The 12,523-nt window shown below is 65.7% G+C and carries 11 protein-coding genes; 7 read left to right on the top strand and 4 right to left on the bottom strand.

Annotated elements, in window-relative coordinates; translation table 11 throughout:
• Positions 1-72: 72 nt before the first annotated feature.
• The gene (locus tag AC0ZJQ_RS14745) at positions 73-540 is read right to left on the bottom strand and encodes a multidrug transporter (RefSeq protein ID WP_237265073.1); all 468 of its coding nucleotides are present in this window, start codon (positions 538-540) and stop codon (positions 73-75) included.
• 95 nt (positions 541-635) lie between these two features.
• Positions 636-1,088 (bottom strand): DciA family protein, encoded by a 453-nt coding sequence (locus tag AC0ZJQ_RS14740; protein WP_213661738.1) that lies wholly within the window; start codon positions 1,086-1,088, stop codon positions 636-638.
• Positions 1,089-1,319: 231 nt separating this feature from the next.
• Here AC0ZJQ_RS14740 and secA point away from each other — a divergent pair, with 231 nt between their 5' ends.
• The 7 genes from secA (at position 1,320) to AC0ZJQ_RS14705 (ending at position 10,908) form a co-directional block, all read left to right on the top strand.
• Entirely contained in the window at positions 1,320-4,058 is a 2,739-nt protein-coding gene (gene secA / locus AC0ZJQ_RS14735) for a preprotein translocase subunit SecA (protein WP_476476850.1), read from the top strand.
• 107 nt (positions 4,059-4,165) lie between these two features.
• Complete coding sequence (gene argJ / locus AC0ZJQ_RS14730) at positions 4,166-5,383, top strand: bifunctional glutamate N-acetyltransferase/amino-acid acetyltransferase ArgJ (protein ID WP_102828710.1); 1,218 nt, start codon at positions 4,166-4,168, stop codon at positions 5,381-5,383.
• A 56-nt stretch (positions 5,384-5,439) separates the two neighbouring features.
• On the top strand, positions 5,440-6,381 hold the full coding sequence (locus AC0ZJQ_RS14725) for a Nudix family hydrolase (protein ID WP_476476849.1): 942 nt from the start codon (positions 5,440-5,442) through the stop codon (positions 6,379-6,381).
• 175 nt (positions 6,382-6,556) lie between these two features.
• A complete protein-coding gene (gene ahpC / locus AC0ZJQ_RS14720) occupies positions 6,557-7,120 on the top strand; it encodes an alkyl hydroperoxide reductase subunit C (protein ID WP_003288553.1) in 564 nt (187 codons plus the stop codon).
• Positions 7,121-7,243: 123 nt separating this feature from the next.
• Positions 7,244-8,806, top strand: coding sequence for an alkyl hydroperoxide reductase subunit F (gene ahpF, locus AC0ZJQ_RS14715; protein ID WP_476476848.1), 1,563 nt, complete (start codon positions 7,244-7,246; stop codon positions 8,804-8,806).
• A gap of 211 nt (positions 8,807-9,017) precedes the next feature.
• Positions 9,018-10,142, top strand: coding sequence for a DUF3182 family protein (locus tag AC0ZJQ_RS14710; RefSeq protein WP_476476847.1), 1,125 nt, complete (start codon positions 9,018-9,020; stop codon positions 10,140-10,142).
• Entirely contained in the window at positions 10,129-10,908 is a 780-nt protein-coding gene (locus AC0ZJQ_RS14705; protein WP_008567028.1) for an alpha/beta hydrolase family protein, read from the top strand. The genes AC0ZJQ_RS14710 and AC0ZJQ_RS14705 overlap by 14 nt, the downstream gene beginning before the upstream one ends.
• A gap of 12 nt (positions 10,909-10,920) precedes the next feature.
• On the opposite strand, the gene AC0ZJQ_RS14700 is transcribed toward AC0ZJQ_RS14705, so the two are convergent.
• Both AC0ZJQ_RS14700 and AC0ZJQ_RS14695 read right to left on the bottom strand, forming a co-directional pair.
• A complete protein-coding gene (locus AC0ZJQ_RS14700) occupies positions 10,921-11,949 on the bottom strand; it encodes an ion transporter (protein ID WP_008567742.1) in 1,029 nt (342 codons plus the stop codon).
• Positions 11,942-12,523 carry a cob(I)yrinic acid a,c-diamide adenosyltransferase gene (locus AC0ZJQ_RS14695; RefSeq protein ID WP_167138010.1) on the bottom strand — a complete coding sequence of 194 codons (582 nt, stop codon included), beginning with the start codon at positions 12,521-12,523 and terminating at the stop codon, positions 11,942-11,944. The genes AC0ZJQ_RS14700 and AC0ZJQ_RS14695 overlap by 8 nt, the downstream gene beginning before the upstream one ends.

The following is a 12,523-nucleotide window of genomic DNA, read 5'->3' as shown; positions in this document are numbered from 1 at the left end:
GCTCAGTTGGCAGATTGATACTGTTTATTCATACAGGATAAAGGCTGAGGTGTCGGATGGGAAGGCGCGTGTTCAATCATCCCCGAAGCGGCCGCGCAGGTTCTCGGCTTGGAACTCCAGCGTGCTGGCGCGATAGCCTGCACGCAGCGGCGGCAGCGGCAGGCAGGATTGCCACTGCGCTCCACTCTGAAGATCACCAGGGCCCTGATAGATGGGGGCGTCGTAGGCGTTCTGTACCAGGTTGGTGCGGGTGCCGGGCACGTGCGCCGTCACATCCCAGCGCAGGCCGCGCAGCGCGCGTCTGCTGTTATTGCGCAGGGTGACGCGCAGCGGCTGCGCGGCTGGGCATGGCCCGGGTGCGTAGCTCAGGTGCAGTTCGAGCCTGCCGAGCAGCTGTCGCTCACGATGCTCTTGCCACAGCACCCAACCAGCTACCAGTCCCAGCATCAGCAGCGCGCCGAGCGAGATCGGCACCGCCCGCAGCGGATAACGCACCAGCAGCACCAGCCAGGTGAGGATGAGTAGGGCGCCGATCAACATGGAATTTCGCTCCTGAAGGCAGTGGCCGAAGCATTCGCTTCGCCCCTCCGAGAGTATTCGCTCGCCCGCCTGGTTGCTGCCGCGCCGGCTGCGGTTCAGTCGGGTTTGCTGCGGCTGGCCAGGCGCTCCAGCGCGGCGCGCAGCCGCGGATCGCGAATGCCTTCGGCGGTTGCGTGAATATTGTCGGCCGCACAGGCCGACAACGGCGTCGTGCGAGGCGGCTGGTGACGCGCCGGGGGCGGCGGCTGCACCTTGAAGTGGATGCGCTCGAGGCCGGCGAACTCCTCGATAGCTTGCAGCTGGCGCAGCAGACGACGTTGCTGATAACGCAGGCGCGTGGCCCAGTGACCGTCAGTCACGATCAACAGCAGGCAGCCTTCGCGCCACGACGCCACGCGGCAGTGCTCGCGGGCGGCCGGCTGTAGCTGGCTTTCCAGCAGGTGCTGCAGGCGATCAATGCGCCGCGCCTCGCCGAACAGCGCGCGCAGCGGTTTCGCTTCGCGGAGCAATGCGCCGGTGGCGCGTGCGGGCAGCGGACGAGAGGCCATGGCGGTTGCCTGAAAGATGGGGCGTTAATGGTAGCAGATGCCTGTAGCCGGCCGGTCGCGCGGCCGCCGTTGTGTCGGTGCGAACGCTGGAAAATCGCGCGTTGCCGGTCCTCCGGGCTGCGCAGTCGTGCTGCTTTCCTCATAGACGTTTCCGAGTAGAATGGCCGCTTTGCACGCTGGCGGGGTCACCCACGGTCGTGCCTCCATCCTCAGCATGGAAGTCCCTGTCGTATGTTTGCGCCTTTATTGAAGAAACTCTTTGGAAGCAAGAACGAGCGTGAAGTCAAACGCATGCTCAAGGCGGTGCAGGCCGTCAATGCACTCGAAGAACAGATGCTGTCGCTCACCGACGAGCAACTGCGCGCCAAGACCGAAGAGTTCAAGGCCCGTCTCGAGAAAGGCGAGACCCTCGATCAGATTCTGCCGGAGGCCTTCGCCGTCTGCCGCGAGGCCGGCAAGCGGGTGATGGGCATGCGTCACTTCGATGTCCAGCTGATCGGCGGCATGACGTTGCACGAAGGCAAGATCGCCGAGATGCGCACCGGTGAAGGCAAGACGCTGGTGGCGACCCTGGCGGTGTACCTCAATGCACTGGCCGGCAAGGGCGTGCACGTGGTCACGGTGAACGACTACCTGGCCCGCCGCGACGCCAACTGGATGCGTCCGCTGTACGAGTTCCTCGGTCTCTCGGTCGGCATCGTCACGCCGTTCCAGCCGCCGGAGGAGAAGCGCGCCGCCTACGCCGCCGACATCACCTACGGCACCAACAACGAATTCGGCTTCGATTACCTGCGCGACAACATGGCGTTCAGCATGCAGGAGAAGAATCAGCGCGAACTCAACTTCGCGGTCATCGACGAAGTCGACTCGATCCTCATCGACGAGGCGCGCACGCCGCTGATCATCTCCGGCCAATCCGAAGACAGCTCCAAGCTCTACCAGCAGATCAACACGCTGATTCCGCGCCTCACTCAGCACATCGAGGAGGAAGAGGGCGTCGTCACCCAGGAGGGCCACTTCAGCATCGACGAGAAGACTCGTCAGGTCGAGCTGAACGAGCAGGGGCATCAATTCATCGAGGAAATGCTGACCCAGGCAGGCTTGCTGGCCGAAGGCGAGAGCCTGTATTCGGCGCATAACCTGAGCCTGCTGACCCACGTCTATGCCGGCCTGCGCGCGCACAAGCTGTTCCATCGCAACGTCGAGTACATCGTGCAGAACAATCAGGTGCTGCTGATCGACGAGCACACCGGTCGCACCATGCCGGGGCGTCGCCTCTCCGAGGGCCTGCACCAGGCTATCGAGGCGAAGGAAGGCCTGCAGATTCAGCCCGAGAGCCAAACCCTGGCCTCGACCACGTTCCAGAACTACTTCCGCCTGTACAAGAAGCTGTCCGGCATGACCGGTACCGCCGACACCGAGGCGTTCGAGTTCATGCAGATCTACGGCCTGCCGGTCATGGTCATTCCGACCAACAAGCCGCTGGCGCGCAAGGATTTCAACGACCTGGTCTACCTGACCCAGGAAGAGAAGTTCGCCGCGATCATCGCCGACATCAAAGAATGCCAGGGGCAGGGGCGTCCGGTGCTGGTCGGCACCGCGACCATCGAGAGTTCGGAATACGTTTCCCAGCTGCTGATCAAGGAAGGCATCGAGCACCAGGTGCTCAACGCCAAGTACCACGAGAAGGAAGCGGAGATCATCGCCCAAGCCGGTCGTCCGGGTGCGGTGACCATCGCCACCAACATGGCTGGTCGCGGGACCGACATCCTCCTGGGCGGCAACTGGGAAGTGGAAGTCGCCAAGCTGGAGAACCCCACTGACGAACAGGTAGCGCAGCTCAAGGCCGAGTGGCAGAAGCGTCACCAGCAGGTGATCGAGTCAGGTGGCCTGCACGTGATCGCCTCCGAGCGTCACGAGTCGCGTCGTATCGACAACCAGCTGCGCGGTCGTGCCGGTCGCCAGGGCGATCCGGGCTCCAGCCGCTTCTACCTGTCGCTGGAAGACAACCTGATGCGCATCTTCGCCTCCGATCGGGTGAAGAACTTCATGAAGGCGCTGGGCATGGAAGCGGGCGAGGCGATCGAGCATCGCATGGTTACCAATGCGATCGAAAAGGCGCAGCGCAAGGTCGAAGGCCGCAACTTCGACATCCGCAAGCAGCTGCTCGAGTTCGACGACGTGGCCAACGAGCAGCGCAAGGTGATCTACCACATGCGCAACAGCCTGCTGGCCGCCGAGGAGATTGGCGAGACCATCAGCGAGTTCCGCGACGAAGCGCTGAATGCCGCCATCAGCCAGCACATTCCGCCGCAATCGCTGCCCGAGCAGTGGGACATCGCCGGTCTGGAAGCGGTGCTGTACAGCGATTTCGGCCTGCGTCTGCCGGTGCAGCAGTGGCTCGACGAAGACGACAAGCTCTACGAGGAAACCCTGCGTGAGCGCATCTCCCAGATGCTGGTCGAGGCCTACCGCGAGAAGGAAGAGCTTGCCGGTGCCGACGCGCTGCGCACGTTCGAGAAGCAGATCGTGCTGCGCGTGCTGGATGATCTGTGGAAGGACCACCTGTCGACGATGGATCACCTGCGCCACGGTATCCACCTGCGCGGCTACGCGCAGAAGAACCCCAAGCAGGAGTACAAGCGCGAGTCCTTTGCGTTGTTCCAGGACCTGCTCGAGTCCATCAAGCGGGACAGCATCCGTGTGCTCTCGCATGTGCAAGTGCGCCGTGAGGACCCTGCCGAGGAGGAGGCGCGCCTGCGTCGCGAGGCCGAGGAGATGGCGCAGCGCATGCAGTTCAAGCACGAGGAAGTGTCCGCCCTGCAGCAGCCAGAAGAGCCCGAACAGGGCGAGCATGTGGCGGAAATCGCGCCGATGCCGGTGCGCACCGAGCCCAAGATCGGTCGCAACGAGCTCTGCCCGTGCGGCTCGGGCAAGAAATACAAGCATTGCCACGGGCAGGTCCAGTAAGCGGTCCCTTCCTCTGTGAACCCGCGCCGCGACCGGTTTTGCCGCTCGCGGCGTTTTTCTCCCTGTTTTTCGGCCTGCGGGCCATCTATGTCTGAAGGAGCGCGCTCATGGCGGTCGGTCTTGGTCCCCTACCTACTCTGCATCCGGTTCCCGGTTTCGAACTCGGCATCGCGTCGGCCGGCATCAAGCGTCCGGGGCGCAAGGATGTCGTGGTAATGCGCTGCGCCGAAGGCTCGCGCGTCGCCGGCGTGACTACCACCAATGCGTTCTGTGCAGCTCCGGTGCTGGTCACCCGCGAGCGCATGGCGGGCGAGGTGCGCTACCTGCTGACCAACACCGGCAACGCCAACGCCGGCACCGGCGCCGATGGCCTGGCCAATGCCCGCCGTACCTGCGCCGCGCTGGCAGCGCTGACCGGCGTCGACGAGACGGCCGTGCTGCCATTCTCCACCGGGGTGATCGGCGAACCGCTGCCGGTGGCCAAGATCGAGGGCGCCCTGCAGGCTGCGCTGGACGATCTGGCCGAGAACCACTGGGCCGAGGCCGCCACCGGCATCATGACCACCGATACCCTGCCCAAGGGTGCCAGCCGCCAGTTCCAGCATGACGGCGTGACCGTCACCGTGACCGGCATCTCCAAGGGTGCCGGCATGATCCGTCCGAACATGGCGACCATGCTCGGCTACATCGCCACCGACGCTAAGGTGGCGCGCGAGGTGCTGCAGGATCTGGTGCGCGATGCGGCGAACAAGTCGTTCAACCGCATCACCATCGATGGCGACACCTCCACCAACGACTGCTGCATGCTGATCGCCACCGGCCAGGCCAAGCTGCCGGAGATCACCTCGGCCTCCGGCGAGCTGTTCGCCAAGCTCAAGCAGGCGGTGTGCGAAGTGTTCATGGAAGTCGCCCAGGCCATCGTGCGTGACGGTGAAGGCGCGACCAAGTTCGTCACCGTGCAGGTCAACGGCGGCGCCAACCATCAGGAATGCCTGGATGTGGCCTACGCCGTGGCCCATTCGCCGCTGATCAAGACCGCGCTGTTCGCTTCCGACCCCAACTGGGGCCGTATCCTCGCCGCCGTCGGCTATGCCGGCGTGCCGAATCTGGATGTCAGCCTGATCGACGTCTATCTCGGCGAAGTCTGCATCGCCAGCCAGGGCGGTCGTTCGCCCAGCTACACCGAGGAGCAGGGCGCGGCGGTGATGGCGCGCGAAGAGATCACCATCCGCATCGAGCTGGGCCGTGGTGACTGCAGCGAGACCATCTGGACCACCGATCTGTCGCACGAGTACGTGAAGATCAACGCCGAATACCGCACCTGACCGCGTAGCACGCCGCAGCCGGGCCTGCTGGCCTGGGCTGCGGTTCTGGAACTCACATGCATCGAATCCATGTCGCGGCGGCGGTCATTCGATCCGCCGACCATCGTGTCCTGATCGCCAAGCGCCCGCTGGAAAAGCATCAGGGCGGCCTGTGGGAATTTCCCGGTGGCAAGGTCGAGGCGGGCGAAACCGTCGAGGCGGCGCTGGCGCGCGAACTGCAGGAAGAGCTGGGCATCGAGGTCACGACCGCGCGCCCACTGATTCAGGTACGTCACGATTATCCTGACAAGCAGGTGCTGCTGGATGTCTGGGAAGTGCTGGCCTTCGCCGGCGAGCCGCATGGTGCCGAGGGCCAGCCGCTGGCCTGGGTCGCCCCCGCGGCGCTGCCCGAGTACGCGTTTCCGGCCGCCAACCAGCCGATCATCGCCGCGGCGCGCTTACCGCACCACTACCTGATCACCCCGGAAAACCGCTCGCCGCGCCAGCTGCTGGACGGCATCGCCGCGGCGCTGGATACCGGTATCCACCTGCTCCAGCTGCGTGCGCCTGGCCTGTCGGATGCGGCGTACCGGGCGCTGGCGATCGACGTGCTGGCGCTCTGTGCCGGCCGCGCGCAACTGATGCTCAAGGGGCCGCTGGAGTGGGCCGTGGATTTTCCGGCGGCCGGCTGGCATCTGAAGTCGGCGCAGCTGCGGCGCATGGCCGCCCAGGGCCGGCCGTTGCCGCCGGAGCGCTGGTTGGCGGCATCCTGTCACGATGCGGCGGAGCTGGCGCTGGCCACGGCAGCCGGCGTCGATTTCGTGACCCTTTCGCCGGTGCAGGCCACCGCAACGCACCCCGACGTGGCCCCATTGGGCTGGCCACGGGCCAGCGAGTTGCTGCTAGGCTTCAACCAGCCGGCCTACCTGCTGGGTGGGCTCGGACATGGCGACCTGACTCGTGCGCTGCATGCCGGTGCGCAGGGGATCGCGGGAATCCGGGCGTTCTGGCCTGACTGAACCCCTGAACGGATCGCCGGTCTTTGCGGATGTAGCATGCAATTGTGACTGCGGCTGAGCTGCGGTGATAGGTAAAGGCTATTCGGTTTATTCCCTTAATCAATTAACCGTATGCGGCTGGTTGCGCTATCGTAGGCCCCGTTAAGTTTTCTGAACCCCCCAAAGGAGTGAGCAGATGTCTCTGATCAACACCCAAGTCCAGCCGTTCAAGGTCAACGCTTTCCACAACGGCAAGTTCATCGAAGTCACCGAAGAATCCCTCAAGGGCAAGTGGTCCGTGCTGATCTTCATGCCGGCTGCCTTCACCTTCAACTGCCCGACCGAGATCGAAGACGCTGCCAACAACTACGCCGAGTTCCAGAAGGCCGGTGCCGAGGTGTACATCGTCACCACCGACACCCACTTCTCGCACAAGGTATGGCACGAGACTTCCCCGGCGGTTGGCAAGGCGCAGTTCCCGCTGATCGGCGACCCGACTCACCAGCTGACCAACGCGTTCGATGTTCACATCGCCGAGGAAGGTCTGGCGCTGCGCGGCACCTTCATCATCAACCCGGAAGGCGTCATCAAGACCCTGGAAATTCACTCCAACGAGATCGCGCGTGACGTCGGCGAGACCCTGCGCAAGCTGAAGGCCGCTCAGTACACCGCCGCTCACCCGGGCGAAGTCTGCCCGGCCAAGTGGAAGGAAGGCGAGAAGACCCTGGCTCCGTCGCTGGACCTGGTCGGCAAGATCTAAGGCATATCGCCGATCTGCCTTGCGTGCTGGCGAGGCCGTAATCCGGCCCTCGCCAACCCAACGCCTGGACGCGAACCGTCCGGGCGTTTTATTTCCTGAATTCCGAACGGGGTACCGCTGCTCATGTTGGACACCAATCTCAAGACCCAGTTAAAAGCCTACCTGGAGAAGGTCACCCAGCCCTTCGAGATCGTCGCGTCCCTCGATGACGGCGAGAAATCCCAGGAACTGCTGAGCCTGCTGCAGGACATCGTCAGCCTCAGCGACAAGATCACCCTCAAGACCGACGGCGACGATGCGCGCAAGCCGTCGTTCTCGCTCAACCGCATCGGCGGCAGCATCAGCCTGCGCTTCGCCGGCATCCCCATGGGCCACGAGTTCACCTCGCTGGTGCTGGCCCTGCTGCAGGTCGGCGGCCACCCGTCGAAGACCGCGCCGGAGGTGATCGAGCAGATCAAGGCGCTGGACGGCGACTACCACTTCGAAACCTACTTCTCGCTGTCCTGCCAGAACTGCCCGGACGTGGTCCAGGCGCTGAACCTGATGGCCGTGCTCAACCCGAACATCAAGCACGTCGCCATCGACGGCGCACTGTTCCAGGACGAGGTCGAAGCCCGGCAGATCATGTCCGTGCCGAGCATCTACCTCAACGGCGAACTGTTCACCCAGGGCCGCATGAACGAGGAAGAGATCCTCGCCAAGCTCGACACCGGCGCCGGCGCGCGTGATGCCGAGAAGCTCAAGGCCAAGGACGCCTTCGATGTGCTGGTGGTCGGCGGTGGCCCGGCTGGTGCCGCAGCGGCCATCTACGCCGCGCGCAAGGGCATCCGCACCGGTGTCGCGGCCGAGCGCTTCGGCGGCCAGGTGCTGGACACTATGGCCATCGAGAACTTCATCTCGGTGAAGGAAACCGAAGGCCCGAAACTGGCCCGCGCGCTGGAAGAGCACGTGCGCGAGTACGACGTCGACATCATGAACCTGCAGCGCGCCAGCCAGCTGATTCCGGCCGGTGACGATGGGCTGCACCGCGTGCAGTTCGAGAATGGCGGCGAGCTCAAGGCCAAGACCCTGATCCTCGCCACCGGCGCGCGCTGGCGTGAAATGAACGTGCCCGGCGAGCAGCAATACCGTGGCCGCGGCGTGGCCTACTGCCCGCACTGCGACGGCCCGCTGTTCAAGGGCAAGCGCGTGGCCGTGATCGGCGGCGGCAACTCCGGCGTCGAGGCGGCCATCGACTTGGCCGGCATCGTCGCTCACGTGACCCTGCTCGAGTTCGGCGAGGAACTGCGCGCCGACGCCGTGCTGCAGCGCAAGCTCAACAGCCTGCCCAACGTCCGCGTGCTGAAGATGGCGCAGACCACCGAGGTCAAGGGCGATGGCCAGAAGGTCACCGGCCTGGTCTACAAGGACCGCGCCAGCGAAGAGGTGCACGAGGTCGAGCTGGAAGGCATCTTCGTGCAGATCGGCCTGCTGCCCAACAGCGAATGGCTCAAGGGCACCCTGGAGCTGTCGCGCTTCGGCGAGATCATCGTCGACGCCAAGGGCCAAACCAGCATCCCCGGCGTGTTCGCCGCCGGCGACGTGACCACAGTGCCGTACAAGCAGATCGTGATCGCCGTCGGTGAAGGCGCCAAGGCCTCGCTGAGCGCCTTCGATCACCTGATCCGCACCTCCGCGCCGGCCTGATTGGCCTAGCGCGCAACGAAGAAGGGAGCCCGCCGGCTCCCTTTTTTTATGCGCGCGGAAGCGCGCGGGCACCGTGACGGATGTTGCCCGGGACGGATCGTTGCGTTCGAGCCAGGGTCTACTTCCCAACAGCCGGCCGGCGCTGCTTGGCAGCGCGGATGCATCGCCGGCGTTGCATACCTGCCCGAGCAGTCCAGGAGCTGTCCACGAAATGATCAATGCCGATACACCGAACCCGCGCCGGGTCGTGATGACCTACGCCAACCGCGCACGCGAGCCCGAGCACGAGCGCCGCGTCCATGCCGCTCTGGCCGAGCGGCTGGCCGGCTTGCTGGGGCTGAACTATGGCGGCGAGTACGAGCCGTCCCGACGTCACGAAACCCAGCCCTATCTGGTGCCGTCCGGCACGGTGACCGGCCAGCGCGAGGCGCAGGAGCTCGGTCTCGCCGCAGAAAACGATCTGTTCGGCGGTGTGGTGCCGCACGCGTTCGTCGAAACCAAGGCCATCACTCATCCGCTGGTGCGCCCTGAGGCGGCGGCACCGTTGGGCTGGTCGCGCGAGTTCGGTGCACGGGTCAGGGACAGCGTGCTGTCCGGCTACAGCGTGTTCAGCCTGGAGGATGCGCACGATGCGGGCCGCCGCCTGCTGCACGAAGGCGCGCTGCGCATCAAGCCGGTGCGCGCCACCGGCGGGCGCGGCCAGCAGCGCATCGACGATCTCGAGGCGCTCGAAAAGGCGCTGGCGGCGCTTGACGAGCGCGAGCTGACGGAATTCGGTCTGGTGCTGGAAGGCCATCTGGAGCAGGTGACCACCTTCAGCGTCGGTCAGGTGCGGGTCGGCGGTCAGCTGGCCAGTTACTACGGCACGCAACGCCTGACCGCCGACAACGGCGGCGAGGAGGTCTACGGCGGATCGGACCTGGTGGTGGTGCGTGGCGACTTCGATGCGTTGCTGGCATTGGACCTGGCCGAGGCCACCCGCCTGGCGGTTCGCCAGGCGCAGGTCTACGACGCTGCGGCCGCCGCTTGCTACCGGGGTTTCTTCGCCTCACGGCGCAATTACGACATTGCGCAGGGCGTCGACGGACGCGGCCAGCCGCGCTCCGGGGTGCTGGAGCAGTCCTGGCGGATCGGCGGTGCGAGCGGCGCCGAAGTCGCTGCGCTGCAGCGTTTTCGCGAGGACGACGCGGTCGCCGTGGTGCGCGCCTCGTCGGTGGAGCTTTACGGCGAACAGCAGGTTCCGCCCGAGGGCGCGACCGTGCTGTTTCGCGGCGACGATGCGGAAGTGGGCTTCATAACCAAATACGTGATGGTGGAGGACTATGGCAACCCATAGCGAGACGGTCGACATCCTCGTCGATGACGAACATATCGCCGGTACGTTCCTGACACCGCCGGAAAAGATGCCTGGCGTGCTGTTCGTGCACGGCTGGGGCGGTAGCCAGCAGCGCGATCTGACGCGGGCACGGGGGATCGCCGGGCTCGGCTGCATCTGCCTGTCGTTCGACCTGCGCGGGCATGCGCAGACGGCGGCGCAGCAGCAGACCGTGACCCGTGAGCAGAACCTGCGTGACCTGCTGGCCGCCTACGATCTGCTGGCGGCGCATCCCCATATCGATCCGGCCGCCATCGCCGTGGTCGGCACCAGTTACGGTGGATACCTCGCGGCGATCCTTACCGCACTGCGGCCGGTGAAATGGCTGGCGCTGCGGGTGCCGGCGCTGTACTGCGACGACGATTGGGACATGCCCAAGCGGCAGCTGGATCGCGACACGCTCAACCGTCTGCGCCGCCGTCATGTGCTGGCCGAGGAGAACCGCGCGCTGGCCGCCTGCGCGGCGTTCCGCGGTGACGTGCTGATCGTCGAGTCGGAAGACGACAGCTATGTGCCGCACGAGACGATCATGAGCTACCGCGCCGCGTTCCAGCGCACCCATTCGCTGACCCATCGCATCATCGATGGCGCCGATCACGCGCTGAGCAGCGAGCGCTGCCAGGAGGCCTACACCTCGATCCTGGTCGACTGGGCGACTGAGATGGTCATCGGCGCGCGCCTCGACGAACGCGCCCATGCCGGCTTCCGTCCGGTGGATGGCGCCTGACCGGGCGCCGGTTCACTGCGGCGGCGTGGGCGGTGGCGGTGGGCCGACGAAGCGGCTCCAGCGGCGGTCCAGCACCTGCTGCTTGAGCACTTCGATGATGTCCACCAGCACCTCTTCCAGCGCCAGATCGGTGTGCTCGTCCTGGTACAGCCAGGCCTCGAAGAATTCGTCGGCGAGATTCTGCGCCAGCGCCTGGAACTGCGGGCCGCGCAGGCCGTCGACGGCGCCCTGCAGCAGGCGGGCGACGATGTCGCGCAGGGCCTGATCGAGGCTGTCGGCCATATGACCGCCGAGCGGCAGCCGGCGCAGCTTATGCATCTGCGGATTGTCGGTGAGTGCCTGGTGCAGCAGGCCGTTCAGGTAACCCTCGATGGCGCCGCGATTGTCCCGATAGCCGACCTCCAGCATGGCTTGCAGGCGCCGCGCCAGATCGTCCAGCAGGCGCTGCTTGCGCGGTCGCACCACTTCGTCGATCAGCCGGCGGGCCAGGTCGTCGCTGGCGCCGATCTCCTGCTGCAGGCGGCCGAACAGCCGGAGCATCACCCGGTCGGCCAGCTCCTCGATCAGCAGCACGTAGTAGCGATTGAGCACGCCGTACACCGCCCAGCCGCGCATGTCGATCAGCCCCAGACGCTGCAGACGCACCAGCAGTGCGCCGATGCGCAGCACCCGCAGCCAGCGCAGGCCGGCCAGCGGAATGCAGCCAAGCACGTCGTACCAGTGGGCGAACGGGTAGTAGTACCAGCGCGCATAGCGCCGCTCGAACAGCGCCACGGTCCAGCCGAGCAGCACGTCGAGGATGAACAGGCTGACGAAGCCTAGATCGATGTACTGCAGGTTGCGATGGATGTGCTGTTCGTAGCGTTCGTGCAGCTGCGGCAGCCAGCGCGCCAGCGCCTCGTTGATCGGTTGCAGAAGGAACAGGCTGTCGAACAGCAGCAGCGCGAGGTTCACGCAGACCAGCAGGACGATGAACGCCTCCCACGCGGCGTGCAGACCCTCGCGGGTGCGCACGCGCGGGTCGAGCGGCCGTTCAGCCACGCGGTGCCTCGGCAGCCTGCCAGAGCACCTCGGCGCAACCCTGGCGCCGCGCGATCAGGCGCGCGGCGACGAACAGCAGATCGGACAGCCGATTGAGATAGCCCAGCAGCTCGCCGCGCAGGGGTTCGTCGGCATTCAGCTGCTGGCAGCGCCGCTCGGCGGTGCGCGCCATGCTGCGGCACAGGTGCGCCTGGGCGATCAGCCGCGAGCCGCCGGGCAGGATGAAGTCCTTCAGCGGGCCGAGTTCTTCGTTCCAGCGGTCGATGGCCGCCTCCAGACGGGTGATTTCCGCAGTCCCGAGGGCCTGGTAGTCCGGCATCGCCAGCTCGCCGCCGAGGTCGAACAGGCGGTGCTGGCAGGGCGCGAGCACCGCCGTCAGCTCGGCCAGCGCTGGCCATTGCGCCTGCGCATCGGCCAGCTCGGCAAGCAGCAGGCCGAGCTGGCTGTTGAGCGAATCGACCTCGCCCATCGCCTCTACGCGTGGGTGGCTCTTGGGCACGCGGCGGCCATCGCCCAGGCCGGTTTCGCCGGCATCGCCGGTACGGGTGTAGATTTTTGACAAACGATTGCCCAT

Source organism: Stutzerimonas sp. 21-1 (assembly GCF_056336065.1).
The sequence above is the reverse complement of the archived record's forward strand: the minus strand, read 5'-3'. Positions and strand labels throughout refer to the sequence as shown.

Coding starts and splice junctions, on each gene's coding strand:
- argJ (WP_102828710.1), top strand. CDS start 4,166: ATGGCGGTCGGTCTTGGTCCCCTACCTACTCTGCATCCGGTTCCCGGT.
- ahpF (WP_476476848.1), top strand. CDS start 7,244: ATGTTGGACACCAATCTCAAGACCCAGTTAAAAGCCTACCTGGAGAAG.
- AC0ZJQ_RS14740 (WP_213661738.1), bottom strand. CDS start 1,088: ATGGCCTCTCGTCCGCTGCCCGCACGCGCCACCGGCGCATTGCTCCGC.
- secA (WP_476476850.1), top strand. CDS start 1,320: ATGTTTGCGCCTTTATTGAAGAAACTCTTTGGAAGCAAGAACGAGCGT.
- AC0ZJQ_RS14745 (WP_237265073.1), bottom strand. CDS start 540: ATGTTGATCGGCGCCCTACTCATCCTCACCTGGCTGGTGCTGCTGGTG.
- AC0ZJQ_RS14705 (WP_008567028.1), top strand. CDS start 10,129: ATGGCAACCCATAGCGAGACGGTCGACATCCTCGTCGATGACGAACAT.
- AC0ZJQ_RS14710 (WP_476476847.1), top strand. CDS start 9,018: ATGATCAATGCCGATACACCGAACCCGCGCCGGGTCGTGATGACCTAC.
- ahpC (WP_003288553.1), top strand. CDS start 6,557: ATGTCTCTGATCAACACCCAAGTCCAGCCGTTCAAGGTCAACGCTTTC.
- AC0ZJQ_RS14695 (WP_167138010.1), bottom strand. CDS start 12,523: ATGGGCAATCGTTTGTCAAAAATCTACACCCGTACCGGCGATGCCGGC.
- AC0ZJQ_RS14725 (WP_476476849.1), top strand. CDS start 5,440: ATGCATCGAATCCATGTCGCGGCGGCGGTCATTCGATCCGCCGACCAT.